Below are 20305 nucleotides of genomic sequence, written 5' to 3' on the forward strand. Positions count from 1 at the left end.
GCTACTCCGTCTGGGTAGATACAGGCTCTACAGGCTCATGGACTGGGGTTGTGCCGGGTACGCCCAGTTCCTGTAATTTTAACAGATGGATATGTTCCAGTTTCTGTTGTTGGGCACGCAACTGGTCTCGCATGCTTTGTAGCTTTTTACGCAGTTGACGTATGCGTTCACGGGAGGCTTGTACAATGGCATGATGAACCCGAGCAGGATCCCGTTGCTCCTGCTGTGCCAGACGTCTGGCTTGTTCAATCTTCTGTCGTTTACCACGAACCGCATTGCGATAGTGGTGTTTGGCGGCATCCAGTGCAATACGTGCTTGATCAACCCTCAGACGGGCTGTCTGAAGACGCCGTTGCCAATAGAGCCCGGGCAGTAGGCTATGCTGTGCTTTTAGCCATAAGGTTTGAGGCGGCAGATCGGGATTACCCACCGGCGCAAACAGTAACCCACCCAACAACAGCAACAGCATGATGGTCGCACTCCATACCATCATGGGTGCTGTCACGTGCATCTTGCGGATAGCGACTTGCTTTGAAGCTGCTGCCAAGATTAAGTCCTATTCTGCACGGATCGCGAAACTGGACCTCACGCTTATGTTTATAAGCAACAATTATGACATAATAAGTAAGATTCATCAAATAGACCCAGAGGGCGATTCATCTCACTTTGAGGGGGCTCCTCTATGGCCAAACCCGCCCATTATACACCTTTTGCAGTGCATTTAATCACTTTTTATCGCATTGTAACAAAGTTTAAGAAGTCAGATGCTCAGGGTATTGATAATGCTTTGGGTTTATTCTCGTATAAGTGTGGTGGGAGTAGTGGCCTGATGTGTAAGAGAAGTCCACTACCGTTGGCTGAATAATGACTAGCAGGGGTCTAAAGTCCCGTATTGCGAGGGTGGGGTTGATCCATGACCTTGGCAATCAGCCCCGAGGTGGCATTAAAAAAGGCAAGCCAATGGCTTGCCTTTTTTACAGGGGAGAACGGTTAAACCGTTAAGCCGCGGAGGTTACCCGTGCGGCATATTCATTAAGCTTATTACGCAGGGTACGGATAGAGATGCCTAAAATCTCTGCGGCCTTGGTTCGGTTACCGTCAACCTCATCCAAGGTGCGACGGATAAGAATCTCTTCCATCTCCCGGACGGTGGTACCCACGGGCATATGGATTGAGTCACCATCGGCAGTTGCCATATCCAGATCACACCCCATGCTGTCTCCACCCATTGCAGGGGCAGATCCTGTGGCTTCGATCATAAGATCATGACGTGAGATGAAATCCTCTTCCGCAATGAGCAGCGCGCGCTGTACCACATTTTCCAGCTCTCGGATATTGCCAGGCCACTCATAGCGAACCAGGGTATCCAAAGCAGAATTGTCAAAAGCAATGTCGTTACGCCCCAGCTCTTTGATAAAGCGCTGTCGGAACAGATCTGCCAGCAGGGTCACATCCTTGGGACGTTGACGCAGAGGCGGAATAAATACGGGGAAGACATTTAAACGGTAATAGAGATCCTCACGGAACTGCCCTTCACCGGCAAACTCTTTAAGATCCCGGTTGGTAGAGGCAATAACCCGTACATCCAGGGCAATAGGCTGTTTACCCCCAACGGGATCAACCTCTTTTTCCTGCAAGACACGCAGCAGCTTAGCTTGCAGGTTTAAAGACATTTCCGAGATTTCATCTAGGAAGATCGAACCACCATTGGCCTGTAGGAACTTACCCTTACGGTCACTGGTGGCACCGGTAAAAGCACCTTTGATGTGACCAAATAGTTCGGATTCCAGCAAGTTCTCTGGCAGCGCCGCACAGTTAATGGCTACAAAAGGACCCTTAGCCCGGTCGGAGACCTGATGAACATAACGGGCCATCAGCTCTTTACCGGTTCCACTCTCACCCTGGATCAAGACCGTGGCGTTGGAGTTGGAGACCCGGCGTACCTGACCGAGCAGCTTAAGCATAGAGGCATCACCCGTTACCAAACGGCGGCCCCGACCCAGCTCTGGATCAAAAAATTGGTTGTTGTAGCGTTTGACCTGGGCAGCTAGAACGTCAGATTCCACAGGTAACAGCAGATAGTCAGCTGCGCCAGCATCGATCGCCTGTTTGGCCTCGTGTACCGAACCTCGGGTGGAAACCGCTAAAAGCGGCAGACCGCGGAAGAGGAAGGTGAGCTCTTTGAGGAGATCCAAGGGTTCATCCACACCCTCCATGGCTACCACAATGAGACCTGCCTGATGACCGCGCAGGTAAGTTTTGGCTTTGGTAACGTCGGCGATGAGCACGGGTTGGCAACGCAAGGATTTAAGCTGCGTGGCCAGTGTGTTCAGGGCGCTATCGGCGCGTCCCAGCAAAATGATTTCGGTCTGATCCTTCATGGTCTTCAGGGTGCCATTTCCTGTACCAGTTCGAGCTGTTTGGCATTTTCTCGGGCCATTGGTGCCCAGGACGCCTGTGGATCCAGCTCCGCCGCTTTTTCAAAAGCCTGCTTGGCTTCTTCCAAATTACGCTGTTTTTGTAGAATATCGCCAATACGCATCAGGGCCAAGGCTTTGGATTTATCATCCTCTGCATCTTCAGCCACTTTGCGGAAGATCGGCAACGCTTTGGCATCGCCTCGCCACGCCTGCTGCACAGTAGCGTACCAGTAATAATCCTTGCCGTCACCTATGGGTCGATTAAAAAGTAGATCTTTCAGGTTGGCCACAGCTTGGGGAAAACGTCCCCGCTCTGCTTCAGCTTTGGCCAGCAGGCGTAAACGTTCGGCCCGCTCACCTTCACTTAACCCCTTAACAGGTAAACGGTTAAGTAGATCTAAAATCGCCACCCAATCCTGTTTTTCACGGCGGCGTTCGGCCTCAGCAACCCGTACACGGGCCTCTCGATCGTTGACCAAGGTTTTATCCTGCTCAACTTTGAGATAGCTACCATTGGCCATATCATCGGCTACCCGATGCAGGCGTTTACTGACCGTATCATCATTCATCGCCAGCAAAGGTTGCGCCTGTTTGTACATACCCAGGCGCATGAGCGCTTCTGCCATTTGCGTACGGGGTATACCAAATTTACGATAACGGCGCCAATCCTCACCATAGGTCTCGGCCAAGCTCATAGCAAACTCAGGCCGGCGGGAGGTTAACGCTTTTTCCATACCAGCGGTCAGATAACGCAGGCGTAACAAGTTGGCCCGGTTACGCTCTAAGCCAATATCTAACATGGTAAGTAGATAGTTCAGGGTTTTTAGGCTGGATTCATGATCTTCAGAATCCCCCTGGAGCTGTGCCCGGGCAAAGTAGGCCTCATAGATGGCCTTGCCTCTGGGGTTGCTGTTAATAATCGCCTCAAGATCTTTAAGGCGCTCTTTCACATCCCGCTTGGCATCCATCTCTACCCGGAAGATCTGCCCCCAAAGTTGGGCGCCAGAGTTGGGATAGATCATACCCAGGCGGTCCAACAACCGTTTGGCCTCTTCATCCTGATTAAGAAAACGGTAGCATTGGGAGGCCCGTAACATCGCCCAGGGGGTTACCTTAAAGGTATCGGGGTAGGCATCCAGAATACGGATATAAAGGTCCAGCGCCTTTTTAAAATCGTGATGGTTGTAATAGGCGGTGGCCAGTTGAATATATTTGGCTGGATCATTGGCCAGCACAGTCATCTCTGGATCTGGAATAGACTCCAGTGTTTTAACCGCTTTAGCCAGTTTGTTGTTCTGGGTCTGCAGATCCACCAGCTCAAAGTAGGCATTGGCCCGCTCATTAACACCGGCATCGGGCATTTTTTTGAGCAAAAAGTTAAGGCGCTCTTTGGCTTCGTTAATGTTACCCATACCTTTTTGGGCACGGGCCTGCTCCAACACAACCCTGGCATCATGATAGGGCAGGTTGGGATCATTCATGGTGGCGATGGCCCGCTCGTACTGGTGGGCACCATTCATCAGCTGCAGTTGCAACAGGCGGTATTCGGGAAAACGGTAGTGGTTGGGGTAACTGTTCAGTGCCCCGGTCAACTCCTCCAGCAACCAGCCTGCTTTCTCCCACTGCATCTTTTTGCCCAGGTCGACTTTATAAAAAGCCAACTGTTCACGGTTCTGTGAGTTGGGGAATGTCCGCAACAAGGCATCTAGATAACCACGGGCTTTACCATATTGATGGTCTTTTTCAGCGGCCAGAGCATTGTTCATAAAGTACTCTTCGCTGACCTCCTGCTCTGCCAATACCTCCACATCTGGTGAGGGCTTAAAGATGGGGGTAATACGGTTGAGCGGTAGGGGTAACCCTTCGGTCGCGGCCTGCAAACGGTTGGTTAGGATGGTATCGATATCCCGCTTGCGTTTAACATCCTTCATATTGTGGGTACGTAGCTCCACAATGAGGGTGCCGCTCTTTGGGTTTTGGTGTACCTGTACACTGCCGGTTCGGGGATGGAACGCAATTTCCATCTCCAACAGATCGTTGCGGAAGGCATAAGTGTGGATCCCTGTGACCAAGCCTGCAGGCATAGGGGGAATCCAAAACTTATCCATGGTGGCCCCTTGCCACTGCAGTCGCAGGGAGTGCTCTCCATGGTCAACCTTTTGGGATTTAATCTCAGCGGTACCCGCATGATCAATCACCACCAAGGTGCCTTCTGCGCCAGGCAGAATACGGGCACCACGGATACGGGTAGTATCCTTGGGGTTGGGCATTGGTGTGGGTTCAATATAGAGAATATAGCGAGATGGGCGCCGCCGTTTGGCCTCGGTTACCTGATGACGGAAGGTCAAAAAGGGAACTTTAAGCTCCAATGTCACATATAGGCCCAACTCCCCTGCAATCTCCTCCACAATGATATTGCGGATATAGCGGGTGGTTTTGGGGTCGATACGGGTGTGGGGCAGGGCCAGTAGGTTGGGTACCTTTAGGCGCAAAATTTTAGGCCGGATCAGTTCCCAGGTGGGCAGTTTGTCATTAGCAGGCAGCGCAAAGCTCAGCGCGTCCCCTTTACCCGTGGGGGAGCGATCGTGCTGCAGCTCGGTGGAAAACGCCCATCCCTGTGCAGGGATCACCAGTGTCATCACCAGCAGCAGCAACAGGGACCATTTTTTGGCCAATGTATGAAGTTGGGCGTCCATTAACCGCTCCGTTGCTCGCTCTGTTTATCCTCTTCCAGGCCCTTTTTCTTAATCTTTTCTACCAATGTTGTGCGGTTAAGCTTCAACAGTTGGGCCGCTTTGTTCTTGTTCCAACCTGTGCGGTTTAGTGCCCCAAGAATAAGATGGTTCTCATACTGTTCAACTTCACGGTTGAAGTCGGTTACGCCATCGTTATCATAGGCCACTTTAAAGGCCTGGACTGGCACACGATCTTCGGTTTCTACCGGTTCAGTATGGTTACTGGCATCCAGCATAATCTCAGGCAGGTCATCAAAAATGACCTCTTCATCAGCCAGGACCAGTAGGCGTTCCATCAGGTTCTCTAGTTCACGGACATTGCCCTTCCAGCTATAGCGCTGAAAAATTTCCATAACCTGGGGGCCAATATTGACCGCTGGACAGTTGCTGCGTGCGGCGCACTTTTCCATAAAGTGTTCCACCAGAAGAGGGATATCATCCAGTCGCTCACGTAGGGCAGGGACCTGAATGGGCACCACATTTAAACGGTAGAAAAGGTCTTCACGAAAACGCCCTTCTTCTACCTCTTTGGCCAAATTTTTATGGGTGGCAGCAATCACCCGAACGTTGACTTCTAGGGTTTTTAAGGCACCCACAGGTTCCACGGTGCGCTCTTGCAGAACCCGCAACATTTTAACTTGGAGTTTTGGGGACATATCCCCAATTTCATCCAGAAAAATGGTGCCGCCGTTAGCGGTTACAAATTTACCAGGACGATCCCGTACCGCACCGGTAAAGGAGCCTTTGGCATGACCAAAGAGTTCTGATTCCAGCAAATCTTCGGGAATGGCACCACAGTTGACCGCAACAAGGGGGCCGTTGTGGCGTGGAGAGGTGTTGTGGATAGCACGGCAGATCAGCTCCTTGCCGGTGCCACTCTCACCATGAATAAGTACGGTAGAATCTGCAGCGGCTACCCGCTCGATGAGCTTGAACAGTTTACGCATTGCCGGTGCGTTACCAATAATACCGTTCACGTCCCCTCCTATGCCGTGGCTATGAACCAGCGGCTGGGTCAAATCGATGAACCGTCCATCCTTGGACGGTGCGATAACGACGTACTGAACGTAACGGGTAAAGGGGCTGCGCATGGCACACCAATATGGTGTACACTGCCCGCAGATCCACTCGGTCCGTGACGTGTGCCGAGATTCGCATTGCGAAAAAAACTCCCTAAGATGCGTAGAATTATATCTTAATTATCAGCATCTTATTTAGTGGTCTCCCCATGAGTGGAGCCACCAGAAACGGGTGCATGTCAGAAAACCGACGTCTATTTTTTGACGCCAGGGTGTGGAGCTTTGGGATCTTAACGCCCCGTCAAAAATCCAACACCAGAGTACGCCACCCACCGTCCCCTAACAAGCGGTCTTGTGGGTTTGTTGCGTTTTTCTTGGACGTTGCACACGAAACCTATTTTTTAGTTGGTACACCCATTCTTGGGACCTAACGGGGGTTTTACCCGTTGCCAACAGGAAAACCGGGCCTGGAAAGGTGACCTATGTCGGGTGATTACAAAAATCGGGCCAAGAAGTCTCAAGGACGGCCAAAAAAAGCAGGTAAGCGTGGGCACTCTGCCTATAGTCGGGATGCCCAAACGGTCCAAAAGCGGGCCAACCCTGCCCAAACAGTGGATGGTTGGTTGCGTAAAAGTATTAGCCGACTTAAGCAAGCCAAGCTGGGGTATGACAACGGCTTGCAGGAGCCGGTCTGGGAGGCGGAGTATCTGCTGTGCCATGCCATGGGTATGGATTTAGAGCAGTTAGAGAAAAATAAAACCCGTACGGTAAGCCCCGAGCAAGGTAACTATATGGATGCCATGCTCGAGCAGCGTATTGTTGCCCGTAAACCGGTGAACTACATTACTGGGGAGGCTTGGTTTGCAGGGTACCGTTTTATGGTCGATGAGCGGGTGCTGATTCCCCGTTCCCGTATTGAGAATGTGTTGGATGATGTGGATGGCCTACCGGCCCTCATGGAAGGTGCGCGCCCCCTTAAGCGGGTTTTAGATTTGTGCACTGGCAGTGGTTGTCTGGCCATTACTGCGGCGTTGCACCATCTGGATTTACAGGTGGATGCCTCGGATCTTTCAACCGATGCACTGGCGGTGGCCAAAGAGAATGTCAAGCGGCATGGGGTGGGTGATCGGGTACGTTTGGTCCCGTCAAATCTATTCGAAAATCTTCAGGGGGAGTGTTACGATTTAATTCTAACCAACCCACCTTATGTACCCACCGAAGTGTATGAGGCTCTGGATAAAGAGTACTACCAGGAGCCCAAGGTGGCGCTGGAGGCAGGGGGGGATGGTTTAGATTTGGTGATCCCCATGCTGCAGCAAGCTCCCGATCATCTAAACCCGGGTGGTATCTTACTGTGCGAGGTTGGGGATGATACCCAGGAGATCATGCAGCAGCGTTGGCCGGACCTACCGGTGCACTGGTTGCAGTTTCATTTTGATGCCAGTGGTGTTTTTGCGGTAACCCGTGAACAGCTTATGGATTGGGATGGGCCATGATTTTTGGCAGAAAGAAAAAACCGGTTAGTGACGCGTTACCGGAAGATATCAACTATGCGTTGGATTTTATTGAAGCCAAACATGAAGATCGGGATGGCGCCCGCAAAGTATTGCGTGATTGGGCCTTTCGCGAAGCCATGGGGCCTGATCCTCTTAAAGATCCTGCCATTCGTCTACTGGTCAGTGGACTGATCAACGGTTTTAAACCTGCCTATTTGGGTGATGCTGAAATGCAGTCACGGGTTGACCGCATGGTTGAGGACCTGAAAGATGGCAAGCTTAAACGGGAACCGGAACCGTTACTGGATGAGCTGAAATCCTTGATCAACGGCTTGGGTAAATTAAGCACCCGGCAAAGTGACCGGATGCATGTGGCCATTCGTTGGTTACCAGATATTCTACAAGCTGTGCGTACGCTGACCCGTGGTGAAAAATGGGCAGAAGAGCAGAGTGAAACGCTCATTGAACAGTCCACAGCCCTGCCACCCGGTTATTGGGAGCGTTTGGGCGGGTTCTGTAGTCAAATTCGTGAAGCGGGTACCTCCAGCTTTGAACGTTGGGAGGAGAGCCGTCAGGCACTGGTGGATTTGATTGCGGAAATGGCCGAACGTATGCGGATCATGCGTAATGATGCCAGTGGCGCGACAGGGCGGTTGGATAACTCCCTAAACCGTATCCGCGCCACCACCAAGCTGGGGGATCTGGAGAGTTTACGGGGTGCTTTGATTACCGAAGCCGAAGCCTTACGTCAGCAGACACAGGGGCTGGAGTCCTCCCTACATGAGAGCCAAACCCAACTGGATAAGACCCGTAAGGAGTTGCACCAGGCCCAGGTAGATCTGAAAAAAGCTAAAGAAGAGAGCTTGACCGATCCGTTGACCCAGGTAGCAAACCGCCGTGCACTGTTCCAAGCCTTAACCCGGGAAACCGCACGTGCCCGCCGCCATGGGGAGCCGTTAAGTCTGGTGATCATTGATCTGGATTTTTTCAAAAAGGTGAACGATACCTACGGTCACCCCGTCGGAGACCGGGTACTCAAAGAGGTGGCCAACCATGCCCAGGCCCTACTTCGGGAGTCTGATACGCTGGCCCGTTACGGGGGGGAGGAGTTTATGGCTCTGTTGCCTGAGACCTCTTTGGAGCGTGCCTTGGAAAAAGCCGAGCAGATTCGTCTGAACGTTGCGGCGATGCGCTTTAAACTTAAAGGGGATAGTCTCAGCATCAGTGCCAGCTTTGGTGTTGCCCAGCTTGATGATGGCGATAGCCGGGATCAGAGTAACGAAACGTTTGTGCACCGAGCTGATCTGGCCCTGTACAAAGCCAAAGAGGGTGGACGGAACTGTGTCGTCCAGGCCGATCCTACACCTGTTGCGCCTAATCCTACAGCCTCCTAAAGGGTATTTATGTCCTGGTTTTCAGGTCCAGCTATTCCTGACCATTTGGTTAAGGATTTTGCCTACTGCCAACGGGTTGTACGGGCCAATAGCGAAAATTTTCCTGTGGGTTCGTTGTTGGCACCCGCTCGTTTGCGGCCCCATATCCATGCGGTCTATGCCTATGCACGGTTGGCGGATGATTTTGCCGACAGCAGTGAGGGGAGTTCTGAGGAGAAGCTGCAAAAATTGGATGATTGGCAACGGCGCCTGGAAGCTGCTGAGCAAGGGCAGGCCGATCACCCCATTTTTAGAGCTTTGGCCTACACGCTAAGTACCATGCAGCTGCCGATTGATCCACTACGGGATCTATTGATGGCTTTTCGCATGGATATCACCTGTAAACATTACGATACCACCGATGAATTACTGGAATATTGCCGTTACTCGGCCAACCCTGTCGGGCGTATTGTTCTTCTGTTAGCAGGTTATCGGGATCCGCAGTTTATGCGTTATTCCGATGCGATCTGTACAGCCTTACAGCTCACCAACCATTGGCAGGATCTGGGTGAAGATCCTTGGAATGGTCGACCGCTCTACCTACCAAGGCAGGAGATGGCACGTTTTGGTGTGCGGGAGTCGGATATACGCCAGCGCCGTTTTTCGGCCGCAGCAGCGGATTTAATGATGCATATGATCTCTTTAACGCGGGATCTCTATCTGAAGGGTGAACCCTTGCTGACACAGGTCTCTTGGCCACTTAATCTGGAGCTGGGGGCGACCTGGGCAGGGGGTATGGCGGTATTGGAGCGTGTGGAGCAGATGGGGGGGAATACGTTACGTGAACGGCCATCTTTGGATAAACGCGAAAAAATGGGCTGTTTGCTGCGGGGCCTGGGGCGGGTGTGTCGATGACGCCAGATCAGTTTTGCCAAGATCGGGTTAAGCGTAGTGGGAGCTCATTTTATTGGCCCATGCGGCTTTTAAAGGATAGCAAACGCCGGGGTCTCTTTGCCCTTTATGCCTTCTGCCGAGAGGTGGATGATATTGTGGATCGGCAGTTAGATCCCCGAGCTGCGCAGATGAAGTTGATGTGGTGGCATCAGGAGATTGCCCAGGTCTTTGCAGGTCAACCCCGTCACCCCGTTGCGGTGGCGATGGCGCAGTTGAAAGATCAGTTTGGGTGGCAACCTGAACCATTTATTGAAATTTTAGAGGGCATGACGATGGATCTGGAGCCCCAACCCTATGCGGATTGGGATGCTTTAGAGGCCTACTGTTACAAGGTTTCTGTCTCTGTGGGGTTGGCTGCCTTGCCGGTCTTTGGTGTGCAGGGGGCTAAAGCGGATCAATTTGCCCATCATTTGGGTATGGCCTTGCAGTTGACCAATATTATGCGTGATGTGTTTGAAGATAGTCAGATGGGGCGTATCTATCTTCCGCACTGTTTGTTGGATCAGCATGGGGTCGATCCTCAGCAGCTTCTGGCGGGAGTGTGGCAAGAGGGGTTGGTGGGTGCCCTGGCGGAAATGGATGAACGGATTGAAAACCACTTTCAGCAGGCACGGGAACTGTTGGATGCTGAGCTGTTTCCCCATCTCACCGCAGCACGGGCCATGGGGGCAGTCTACCACGCCCGGTTACGGCGTATGCGTCTTGCGGGATACCGGGTGGATCAGCAAGCGGCAAAATTGACTAAATCCCATAAGATCTGGCTCTGCCTACGGTGCTGGTTGGCCAGTCAGTCAGGACTTTTTAGAGCTTATGATGCGCTTTAATGGCCGTCAGTTATCTCTCAATGGGGTGACTGAATGATGGGTGTTGGCGTGATGAAACCCTCCTTCTTTACCGATCATGCGTATGGTTTAGTACCCTGCAAACCGGGGTTGGTGGTGAACCGCTCTGGTGGTTGGTTATCGCCACAACGATCCTGTCGGCAGGTGATCTTCTCGCTGGTATTCTCGCAACAGCCTGATGAAACAGCGTGTGCTAAACCGTGGGTGCCAAGTGTGGTTTTCTCTCAGGTTGGTCTCAGCATGCTCCTGTGTTTTTTAGCGGTTCCTTACCCTATTCTAGGTGGGTTATGACCGGTTGGCATGCGGAAGGCGCCTTTGATTTGGTGATCATTGGTGGAGGTCTGGCGGGTCTCTCCTGTGCCAGTGAAGCCATCAAACGTGGCAAGCGCCCTCTGTTGTTAGAGTCGGCACCGCGCTTGGGTGGGCGGGCTGCCAGCCATTGGGATCGTGAGTGGGGCTGTTATCTGGATAATGGTCCCCATTTGCTGGTTGGTGCCTATCAGCAAACACTGGCGTGGTTGCAACAGTTGGGTGTGGATGGTGGGCTGCTCAGGGATAAGCGTTACCATTTTTATACCCATAAACTGGGTCACCATGCGCTGGAATTAGGGCAGGGGTGGGCTGCTTGGAAACTGTTGCAGGGGTTGGCACAGTTACCAGAGATTGAAGCCAAAGATCTGTGGCGTTTAAAAGGGTTGGTGGGTGGGGTTGTACACAGCCACTTTCGGGGTGGGGCAGAGGCTACGGTCACCCAGTGGCTGCAGCGGGCGGGCTCCCCACCGGCATTGTTTGAGCGTCTGTGGGAACCGCTTTGTCTGGCGACCCTGAATGAAGGACCGGGTAGTGCCGATGCCACACTGTTTGCGACGGTGCTTAAAAGGCTGTTTCTTTTTAACATTGCCCATGCACATCCCCTCTATCCTCAACACGATCTCAATGCTTTACTCATCGATCCCGCTAAAAGGTGGATTGAACAGCACGGTGGTATCATCCGCACAGGGGTGCGATTGAAAGCGGTTGAACAGGGAGAAAGCGCCATCACGGCGTTGATTTTGCATAGTGAAGGGAAGCCTGTACGTTGGGTTTTACCTCAGGCACTACCGGTGGTCATGGCACTACCTGTCTGGTCCCTAGGCCGTATTTTACCCCAGTGGGTAGAAGAGCAGGGGTGGACAGGATGGTCGGCATCGCCCATTGTGGCGGTACATCTGGATTATGGGCAACCCATGCAACAGTCAGCCCCCATGGTGGGTTTGCCGGGTTCAGTCAGCCAGTGGTTATGCCAATGGCCGGTTGAGGGGGGGCAGCAGCGTATCAGTGCAGCCATTAGCGCCGCTTACCGGGAAGTTTCTTGGGATACGCAACGCTTGATCGATACCGTGCATGAAGAGGTCATGGCACAGTACCAGCCGATATCTCAGCAGCAGCGGGTTTCATTAAGCGGGATCAAACCCCGTGCACGGGTTATTAAAACCCACCGGGCGACATTTGCCAGTTGGCCAGGGGTCAATCAGCAACGTCCTGGCCCGACCACACCCTGGCCCAATCTCTATTTGGCTGGGGATTGGACCAACACGCATCTACCTGCCACCATTGAGGGGGCGGTGCTCAGTGGTCAGCAGGCAGCTAAACAGATTTTTTCCGCCCGTTAGGGTAGGTGTTGTAACAGATTGAGAGATGCAGACGATGAAACGGTTATGGATGTTGGTCATGTTGGCTTTGCTGCTGGCGGGTTGCAGTGGTAGCGGAGACAAAAAAGTTACCAAGGAGTATGCACCTGAGGTGATGTACCGCATGGCATTAAATCATCTGCAAGGTGAACGGTTTAAACAGGCCAGCGTCATCTTTACGGATCTGGATCAAAAGCACCCGTTTTCCCCTTGGGCGGTACGGGCGCAGCTCAATCTGATTTTTGTTGAGTACAAGAAGGAAGAGTTTGATGAGGCGGTGGGCCATGCCAAACGCTTTATCCGATTGCATCCTCGGCATCCTGAGGTCTCCTATGCGTTTTACATGATCGGCTTAGCCCACTATAAGCAGATTAAGGATGCCTATCGAGATCAGGCCCGTACCAAAGAGGCTGCAACAGCCTTCCGTGAAGTGATCAACCGTTTCCCAGAGTCTGACTATGCGTGGGAAGCGAAAAAAATGTTGGATTTCTGTCGTAACCGTATGGCGCAACAAGAAGTGGTGGTTGGACGCTATTACTTTGACCGTGGTGAGTATATTGCGGCCATGAAGCGGTTTAACGAAATTATTGATAACCCCACCTTCCGTGATAGCCTGCAGACCGAAGAAGCGCTGTTCACCATGATCCTAAGCGCGATGAAATTGGGTTTGAACAGCGAAGCCCGTAACTATGCTGCGGTTTTGGGCCATAACTTTGGTGAAGGTCGCTTTTATGCGGTGGCCAAAGATATCATTAATGGCAAAGGGGGGATCAGCCGATCCGATTTAGAGGGGCTGCGACCGGAAATTATTGAGGACTCCATTGTTCAGCAGTTCCTGGAGGGGATGCGTCCTGGTCTACCCGGTATGTTTGGGTCGGGTGGCGGTAGTGATGACTTATAGGTCAAGACACTCAGTCGCATAGGATCAAAAAAAGGGTTGGCCCATCGTCCAACCCTTTTTTGTGCCATGGTGGATTTTTATGATCAATATACGTGGTTTAAAAAGAATACCTCTTAGTGGGTTAATGCTGCTGTTATGGGTCATACCTGCGGTGCATGCGGATGAGAAGGTAGAGAGTCCTGTCTCAAAAGCAGCCGCACAGTCCAGTCAGGTGGTGACGGTTAAACCCGTACGCGATCTACTGGTCAAACCCAGGGAGGAGGCCCCCGCGACTGTGGTGGGCTTGCGCGATGTCTGGGTGACGGCCCAGGTCAGTGCCCCCATTTTAGAGCTGCATGCTGAAACCGGTGATCGGGTGGCCTGGGGGGCTGTGTTATCACGGCAGGATACCTGGGCCCAGGGTCTGGAACATAAACGGGCGCTCGGGGCGCTTAATGTGCTTAAAAGTCAGCTTCCACTGGCGGACCAGCAGCTGGAGCGTGTGGAGAAGTTGATCAAAAAAGGTCAGTCTACAGAAGAGATCCTTGATCGACGTCGCTCTGAAAAACGTACCCTTAAAGCCCGAATTCAAGAAGCTAAAGTTGCGGTAGAGCATACGGCCAAATATATGGAAAAAGGGGTGGTTAAAGCACCTTTTTCTGGCGTAGTTGTTGCCCGCCGTGCGCAGATCGGTGCGTGGGCTGAACCGGGGACACCCCTTTTTCAATTGGTAGATCCTGTACGGGTTATGCTCGAGGCACGGATCTCTCCAGAGCGTTTAAAGTCCACCAAAATGGCAACCAGTTGGATCTTTGAACATGCCGGTGGGCGTGCCGTGGTGAAATTGTCCACGGTTCTGCCGATTCAAGATGAGGCGAGCCGCTCAGTGCGTGCTCGGTTCCGGTTTGGGGGTATCAAACCGCCACCAGGCACAGCAGGTCGCTTAATCTGGACCGATAATCGAGGTTGGGTTGAACCTGGCTTGTTGGTACGCCGGGATACCAAGTTAGGGTTGTTTATTGTAGATGATGATCAAGTCGCCCACTTTATTCCCTTACCCCATGCGCGCGAAGGACGCCGAGCTCGACTACCTGCACTGTTTACGCCGGATATGCCTGTGGTGGTCAAAGGACGCCATAATGTGCAAGAGGGGGATAAAGTGAAGGTCGAGGTCGAATAATACAAACCCCCACTTTGTGATGGGGGTTGAGATAAAAAAAGCGACGATCACACCGTGTGATCGTCGCTTTTTTTTGGTATTCGTCCCTTATCGCACGTAAGACCGTGGTAGGTAGAAAGCCGTATTGTTTTTGTGCACTGCTCTGGTCACTGGCGAAGCAAAGCTCGGTTCACGTTTCCATGTTCCCTAAAAGTTAACTTTAACCTTTAATCCACCGATCCAAGCTGTGTTGTTCTTAAAGGTGGCCACATACACGGCACCGCTACCGGCTACGTCATCCCCCAAATAGACCCGGCTAAGAGAACCAGAGAGTTCCAGGTTCTTATAGACATAACGTAAATTCAGCGAAGCCGTCTTTTTGCCATTGGTTGGGGTTAAGGGTGAAGAGGAGACCGATGGTTGTGTTCGTCCCTGCCAGCTATAAGCAAGCGTGCTGGAAAAATCCTCTGTCCAGCGGTGGGCCGCACCGACAGAGAAGTTTTTGGAATCTTTAAAGCTGGTTAAAGAGGCTTCATTCAAACATGCCGCTCGTATTTTCATCCGGTCATTCTGTGCCAAACGGGCATAGGCAAAAAGCATGGTGTTGTCCATGACCCCGGATTGAACGCGAAAGTTAAAAGCGTCGGGAAAAATGGATTTAGTGGTCGAGGTTGTGTTGGTCGCACAGGCTAAAGCCCCGCCGGATTCATAGCGGGTAAAGTCATACTCTACCTTGGTGTGATAGTCGATGGAGGCACGGAAAGCGTACTTTGGCACAGCATAGGATGCCCCCACCACATAGCCTAAACCCTCTGTCTCTGGAATACGCATGGTAAAGCTGTTGATGTAGGGTAGGGCAATATTACCTTTAAGAACTTGATGTTTTATACCCGCTGTCAGCTTGAGATTTTCAATGGGTTCATAACCCACCAAAGCTGTCACTGCACGAGATTTAACCCGCGCAGTTACACCCTTATAGGTGCCATCTGTTTGGTACTTAACATTGGCCCCATAAGGATTATCGTAGACCAGGCCTACAGACCACTTGGGGTTAAGCTGCGCCTTTAACACCATACTCCGGGCAACTTGCAGTTGGTGGACATCTTCAATGGAATCACCGGTTAGTAGATCCCGCCCGGTTATGTGTGGCTCAATATATTTTTCAGCGTAGGAGGCAAAACTTCCTGTCTTATGCATAAAGGTAACGGATTGGCCTGATAAGTCCAATCCACCAGCAGATGCAGTTGTAGAGGCAGCCAACAAGATGGATGCAAAAAATAGACGTGGAAATAACATGGGTGCCCAAACAACACGGTAAAGATGAATATGAGAAGATTGAAATGGCTAAAGCAAAAACGGTTTTAGACCCGTTATGTTCCGAAAAAATGGCATAAATGTCAATCTAGCGTGTTATGAAAACATGGTTATTTGTCATATTTGGTAAAGAATAGGGTGTTATTTGTCGTCATTGGGTTGTGTGCGTATTCCCGTTACTGACATGAGTGGATCCATATATCGGTATCTCTTATTCAGATATATGGCAGCATCTATATTTATATGAGGTGTTTAGCCTGGGGTTGACGCTTTACAGGCAGGGTATGACATTTTTGTCAGTACAGAAGCGTTAGTATATCGAAACTTTCTGATAAACGGATGGTTTAGATCCTATTGGCCTAGCCAAGAAGACTGTCACAAATGTTTTGAATTGGTTTCAGTGCAGGTACCCTTGGTTAGAGCTAAGAGTTATTGGCTACCAATCGGGTAATGGCTTAAAGGTAGAGAGGCGATACCTGATTGCTAAGGAGTGTGGGGCGCTTGTTTGGGTATAGATGTGATGGTGTGATGTAGAAATATTCGGTGTGTTTACCGTTTAGTAGTTATAGAAAAGAGTTATTAGAGAATCTGATGCGCCCTGGAAAGAATCTTGTCGTTCCCCATGGCTAAGTCCAGGGTTGAAGAGGGTTATAAGATAGCAGCCAAAATGGGAATGATGAGATGCATCTTAAAGTGCGCGCATATCACCCAGGTATGGATGATACGTCATCCCTACATAGAAGCGCACGGGAGCAAACCGGTAGGGTTGTTGAGCCACTCCTGGCATGTTAACACCTCGATAGCTTGGCGCCTTTAAGGTCCGGTTGTACCTTCTTCATACCGTTTATCGGAGGATGCCATGCCATGGTTGTGTTGCCCTAAACATAGGCATTCAACGGTGCAGCACAACTCATCCTAGTGCCAATGGGGCTGTAACCCGACCTGTTAGATGTTGTCTTAGTGGGTAAAGCCAAAGAAGCCTGGAAAAGCCACAAGAATACCCAATACAGCAACCTGGAGTATAATAAAGGGTAAAACCCCACGGTAGATATCGGTGGTGATCACAGAGGGTGGCGCGACCCCTTTGAGATAAAACAGACTAAAGCCAAAGGGTGGGGTTAGAAAGCTGGTTTGCAGGTTCATGGCAACCAAAATGGCATACCAGATCGGGTTAATACCCAACCCTTCGGCAATGGGGGCCAGGATGGGGACAATAATGTAGGAAATTTCAACAAAGTCGATAAAGAAACCCAGAACCATGATGGCCAACATAGAGAGCAGGATAAAGCCCCACTTCTCCCCTGGTAGCTGCATCATAAAATCTTCAACCAGATAATCGCCACCTGTATAGGTAAAGACCATGGAAAAAGCGGTTGCTCCGACCAAAATGGCGAATACCATCGCGGTAATTTTAACCGTCTCCAGGGCACTCTGAAAAACCATTTGAAGGGACAGTTGGCGATAGAGAGCAGCCAGCAAAATGGCACCCACACCGCCCACTGCAGACGATTCCGTTGGGGTTGCAACACCGGTTAAGATAGACCCAAGCACCAGAATAATAAGTGTCAAAGGGGGGATGATGGCAAATAGGGCCTGTTTGACCTGATCTCGCTTACTGCCGACAATCTCATCGACCTTAATGGCAGGGGCAATATCCGGTTTGAGCAGGCTCACAATTAAAATATAGACCACATAAAACCCAACTAGGGTCACACCAGGCCAGAAGGCTGCCTTAAACAGATCGCCAACCGGTTGTTGAAAGACATCACCCAAAATAATCAAAACAATGGAGGGGGGGATAATTTGTCCCAAGGTTCCTGCTGCACAGATGGAACCACAGGCAATTTTGCTGTCATAATTATACTTGAGCATCACTGGCAGAGAGATGACCCCCATGGCCACCACCGATGCCCCCACCACACCTGTTGAAGCCGCCAGTAACGCACCGACCAGTACGGTACTGATGGCAATACCCCCGCGAATTTCCCCAAACAGTAGCCCCATGGACTCCAATAAGCGCTCTGCCAGTTTGGATTTTTGCAGCACAATCCCCATAAAGATAAAGAGAGGGATCGCCAACAACACCGTATTGGTCATAATGGACCAAATACGATGGGGCATCATATTGAAGATCTCTGGCCCTTCAGCGAACAAGCCAAAGAAAATCGCGACACCACCAAAAGTAAACGCGACTGGAAAGCCCACCAAAAGCAAAAATAGGGCGACCACAAACATGACGATGCCGATCATGAGGCAGATACTCCAAAAGCGGTAAGGTACCCGATAGGGTAACCTTTACGAGATATCACACAGTGGGTGATGGTTCTAAGAGAAGAGGCTGGCCGTGCCTGGGCGATCACAACAGATCATCCTTGGCTGAGTGGCTGCTTAAGGACTCTGTCCCTCGATACACATGGAGGTTGCGGATGATAAAACCGACGGCTGAAATGATTAAAAAGACAAATGCCAGGGGTATGGTTGCTTTGATTAACCAACGATGGGTTAAACCGCCAGGATCGCCACTGATCTCACCGGTATTGTAAGCCTCCATCACAAAGGGAAGAGAGCCTTGTATAATCAAGTATGCCAGGGGCAAAAGAAACAGAACCGTTCCTGCGATATTAATCACCGCCTTGGTTTTGGGTGAGAGACGATCATAGATCAAATCCACCCGTACATGGCCATCGGTTCTTAAGGCGTAGGCAATACCAAAAAGGAACAACATGGAGAAAAGGTGCCACTCCATCTCCTGCATGGCGATGGAGCCGGTACGGAAAAAGTAGCGCATGATGGCGTCATAAAAGACGTTGAGCATGGTCAAAATCATCATGATCGCACAGAGATAACCTAACCAGTCGATGATGCGATCAGACCACTTTTCCAGTGTGGTGAGCATGGCGTACTTCTCCAGAGAAGAACAACACGTATGCTGCCCTCTCCAGATAAGAGAGGGCAGCCGTTGGGTGATCTGGGTGACTTATTCGCCCAGATTATCTTTTAGGTAGGCATGATCAGAGATCCGTGTCCATTCGCGGGACTTAACCATATAGGCTTTTTGAGATTCAATGATCTTTTTAAAGGTTGGGCTGGCGGCCATTTTTTCCGTCAACAGCTTTTCATTTTCAACCTTCATCTGTGCAATCACAGCAGCTGGGAAGGTGCGCACCTTAATATGTGGGTACTCTTTCTGAATCTTTGCCCAGTTGATGGCCGAGTCATGATAGGAGCGGGTGTACATATCATAGGCGGCATACTGCATGGCAACGGTGACAATTTTTTGTAGATGCTTAGGTAGGCCTTCAAACTTCTTTTTGTTGACCATGAACTGCAGCTCGGTGGCGGGCTCATGCCAACCGGTGTAGTAATAAGGGGCAATTTTGTGGAAGCCCATGTTCAGATCAAGAGAGGGCCCAACCCACTCCAGGGCATCGATGGTGCCACGATCCAGACCCGTATACAGCTCACCTGGTGGAATATTAGTGACCACAACCCCCAGTTTGGAGAGTACTTCACCGGCAAAGCCGGGAATACGCATCTTCAGACCTTGTAGGTCATCCAGATTATTGATCTCTTTGCGGAACCAACCACCCATCTGGTTGCCGGTATTACCACCGGGGAACGAGATCACCCCATGCTTATCATACACACCCTTCATCAGCTCCATACCACCCCCGTAGTAGAACCAGGCGTACTGTTCGGGTGCGGTCATGCCAAATGGCATGGTGGTGAAAGGCATAAAAGCGACATCCTTACCTTTCCAGTAGTAGGAGGCCGAATGTCCCATCTGGTATTGGCCAGCTTTAACCATGTCCAGAATACCAAAGGGGGCTTTATGTTTGTTTTTGGAGTCGATCCGGATCTCCATTTCGCCATTGGACATCTCTTTGACCATGGCCGCCATATTTTTTACCGCATCCCCAAAAATCGGGAAATTGGTGGGCCATGTCATGGCCAGTTTCCAGCGATACTTCGGGGCTGCATCGGCTATTGTGGTGGTGACCACCATGCCTAAGGTGGCTAAGCCAGCCAGCGCAAAACGAAATAGAGGCATCTTCATCGTCCGTGTCCTTCTTACCAGTTGGAAAGGGAGAAGCGATTCGAAAGAAGCGCAAGTCTTAAGTTTTGTAACAGCGGTGTGTCGTGTGTAACGTTTATTCTAAAATTAATGGACCTAAAAAGGAAGTCAATGCGCCATAAAAGTAACATACACTTACCCATATAATACTAATCGCTACAAGATCTTCCTGTATCGGTTGATGGATGTATGGGTGTGTATGATCTGTTCTCTTAGAGAGATGTAGCCCATGTTATGTTCCCAAAGCTTTGCGTGGTACTACTCCTGGCACTTGTGTCTGACCGAAATGGTAACATCCTATAAAGCGGCATATCATTCATATGTTTAAGTTGAAAAGCTTAAAAAGGATGGTGCGGGGCTTGGGGTTG

At 50.9% G+C, this 20305-nt stretch carries 15 protein-coding genes; 7 read left to right on the plus strand and 8 right to left on the minus strand.

Translation table 11 applies throughout. From position 1 onward, the window contains the following. Position 1: 1 nt before the first annotated feature. The 4 genes from V5T57_RS06010 to V5T57_RS06025 form a co-directional block, all read right to left on the minus strand. Positions 2 to 547, minus strand: coding sequence for a hypothetical protein (locus V5T57_RS06010; RefSeq protein ID WP_332890269.1), 546 nt, complete (start codon positions 545 to 547; stop codon positions 2 to 4). 451 nt (positions 548 to 998) lie between these two features. Next, on the minus strand, positions 999 to 2381 hold the full coding sequence (locus tag V5T57_RS06015; protein WP_332890270.1) for a sigma 54-interacting transcriptional regulator: 1383 nt from the start codon (positions 2379 to 2381) through the stop codon (positions 999 to 1001). Positions 2382 to 2386: 5 nt separating this feature from the next. Then, complete coding sequence (locus tag V5T57_RS06020) at positions 2387 to 5116, minus strand: tetratricopeptide repeat protein (RefSeq protein ID WP_332890271.1); 2730 nt, start codon at positions 5114 to 5116, stop codon at positions 2387 to 2389. Further along, a complete protein-coding gene (locus tag V5T57_RS06025) occupies positions 5116 to 6132 on the minus strand; it encodes a sigma-54 interaction domain-containing protein (RefSeq protein ID WP_332890272.1) in 1017 nt (338 codons plus the stop codon). The genes V5T57_RS06020 and V5T57_RS06025 overlap by 1 nt, the downstream gene beginning before the upstream one ends. Positions 6133 to 6656: 524 nt before the next feature. Here V5T57_RS06025 and prmB point away from each other — a divergent pair. From prmB to V5T57_RS06060, 7 genes are all read left to right on the plus strand, one after another. Beyond that, positions 6657 to 7670, plus strand: coding sequence for a 50S ribosomal protein L3 N(5)-glutamine methyltransferase (gene prmB, locus V5T57_RS06030; protein ID WP_332890273.1), 1014 nt, complete (start codon positions 6657 to 6659; stop codon positions 7668 to 7670). Then, on the plus strand, positions 7667 to 9064 hold the full coding sequence (locus V5T57_RS06035; protein ID WP_332890274.1) for a GGDEF domain-containing protein: 1398 nt from the start codon (positions 7667 to 7669) through the stop codon (positions 9062 to 9064). The genes prmB and V5T57_RS06035 overlap by 4 nt, the downstream gene beginning before the upstream one ends. Before the next feature lie 9 nt (positions 9065 to 9073). Next, positions 9074 to 9958, plus strand: a complete 885-nt coding sequence (gene hpnC, locus V5T57_RS06040) for a squalene synthase HpnC (protein ID WP_332890275.1) — start codon at positions 9074 to 9076, stop codon at positions 9956 to 9958. After that, positions 9955 to 10821, plus strand: a complete 867-nt coding sequence (hpnD, locus tag V5T57_RS06045; protein WP_332890340.1) for a presqualene diphosphate synthase HpnD — start codon at positions 9955 to 9957, stop codon at positions 10819 to 10821. The genes hpnC and hpnD overlap by 4 nt, the downstream gene beginning before the upstream one ends. A gap of 305 nt (positions 10822 to 11126) precedes the next feature. Beyond that, on the plus strand, positions 11127 to 12491 hold the full coding sequence (gene hpnE, locus V5T57_RS06050; protein ID WP_332890276.1) for a hydroxysqualene dehydroxylase HpnE: 1365 nt from the start codon (positions 11127 to 11129) through the stop codon (positions 12489 to 12491). Between the two features lie 34 nt (positions 12492 to 12525). Next, entirely contained in the window at positions 12526 to 13410 is an 885-nt protein-coding gene (locus tag V5T57_RS06055; protein ID WP_332890277.1) for an outer membrane protein assembly factor BamD, read from the plus strand. 79 nt (positions 13411 to 13489) lie between these two features. Beyond that, the gene (locus tag V5T57_RS06060) at positions 13490 to 14569 is read left to right on the plus strand and encodes an efflux RND transporter periplasmic adaptor subunit (protein WP_332890278.1); all 1080 of its coding nucleotides are present in this window, start codon (positions 13490 to 13492) and stop codon (positions 14567 to 14569) included. Between the two features lie 186 nt (positions 14570 to 14755). Here V5T57_RS06060 and V5T57_RS06065 read toward each other — a convergent pair whose 3' ends face one another. From V5T57_RS06065 to V5T57_RS06080, 4 genes are all read right to left on the minus strand, one after another. After that, positions 14756 to 15844: an OmpP1/FadL family transporter gene (locus V5T57_RS06065; protein WP_332890279.1), complete on the minus strand. Its 1089-nt coding sequence runs from the start codon at positions 15842 to 15844 to the stop codon at positions 14756 to 14758. A gap of 975 nt (positions 15845 to 16819) precedes the next feature. Beyond that, positions 16820 to 18112, minus strand: a complete 1293-nt coding sequence (locus V5T57_RS06070; RefSeq protein WP_332890280.1) for a TRAP transporter large permease — start codon at positions 18110 to 18112, stop codon at positions 16820 to 16822. Positions 18113 to 18218: 106 nt separating this feature from the next. Next, positions 18219 to 18758 (minus strand): TRAP transporter small permease subunit, encoded by a 540-nt coding sequence (locus tag V5T57_RS06075; RefSeq protein ID WP_332890281.1) that lies wholly within the window; start codon positions 18756 to 18758, stop codon positions 18219 to 18221. Between the two features lie 81 nt (positions 18759 to 18839). Further along, positions 18840 to 19919, minus strand: coding sequence for a TRAP transporter substrate-binding protein (locus V5T57_RS06080; protein ID WP_332890282.1), 1080 nt, complete (start codon positions 19917 to 19919; stop codon positions 18840 to 18842). Positions 19920 to 20305: the final 386 nt, after the last annotated feature.

Origin of the sequence: Magnetococcus sp. PR-3 (assembly GCF_036689865.1) — a bacterium.
Taxonomy (GTDB): domain Bacteria; phylum Pseudomonadota; class Magnetococcia; order Magnetococcales; family Magnetococcaceae; genus Magnetococcus.

Bases quoted from the DNA above. Each gene is read 5' to 3' on its own strand.
- V5T57_RS06015 (WP_332890270.1), bottom strand. From the start codon at position 2,381: ATGAAGGATCAGACCGAAATCATTTTGCTGGGACGCGCCGATAGCGCC.
- V5T57_RS06020 (WP_332890271.1), bottom strand. From the start codon at position 5,116: ATGGACGCCCAACTTCATACATTGGCCAAAAAATGGTCCCTGTTGCTG.
- prmB (WP_332890273.1), top strand. From the start codon at position 6,657: ATGTCGGGTGATTACAAAAATCGGGCCAAGAAGTCTCAAGGACGGCCA.
- V5T57_RS06035 (WP_332890274.1), top strand. From the start codon at position 7,667: ATGATTTTTGGCAGAAAGAAAAAACCGGTTAGTGACGCGTTACCGGAA.
- hpnC (WP_332890275.1), top strand. From the start codon at position 9,074: ATGTCCTGGTTTTCAGGTCCAGCTATTCCTGACCATTTGGTTAAGGAT.
- hpnD (WP_332890340.1), top strand. From the start codon at position 9,955: ATGACGCCAGATCAGTTTTGCCAAGATCGGGTTAAGCGTAGTGGGAGC.
- hpnE (WP_332890276.1), top strand. From the start codon at position 11,127: ATGACCGGTTGGCATGCGGAAGGCGCCTTTGATTTGGTGATCATTGGT.
- V5T57_RS06055 (WP_332890277.1), top strand. From the start codon at position 12,526: ATGAAACGGTTATGGATGTTGGTCATGTTGGCTTTGCTGCTGGCGGGT.
- V5T57_RS06060 (WP_332890278.1), top strand. From the start codon at position 13,490: ATGATCAATATACGTGGTTTAAAAAGAATACCTCTTAGTGGGTTAATG.
- V5T57_RS06065 (WP_332890279.1), bottom strand. From the start codon at position 15,844: ATGTTATTTCCACGTCTATTTTTTGCATCCATCTTGTTGGCTGCCTCT.
- V5T57_RS06070 (WP_332890280.1), bottom strand. From the start codon at position 18,112: ATGATCGGCATCGTCATGTTTGTGGTCGCCCTATTTTTGCTTTTGGTG.
- V5T57_RS06075 (WP_332890281.1), bottom strand. From the start codon at position 18,758: ATGCTCACCACACTGGAAAAGTGGTCTGATCGCATCATCGACTGGTTA.
- V5T57_RS06080 (WP_332890282.1), bottom strand. From the start codon at position 19,919: ATGAAGATGCCTCTATTTCGTTTTGCGCTGGCTGGCTTAGCCACCTTA.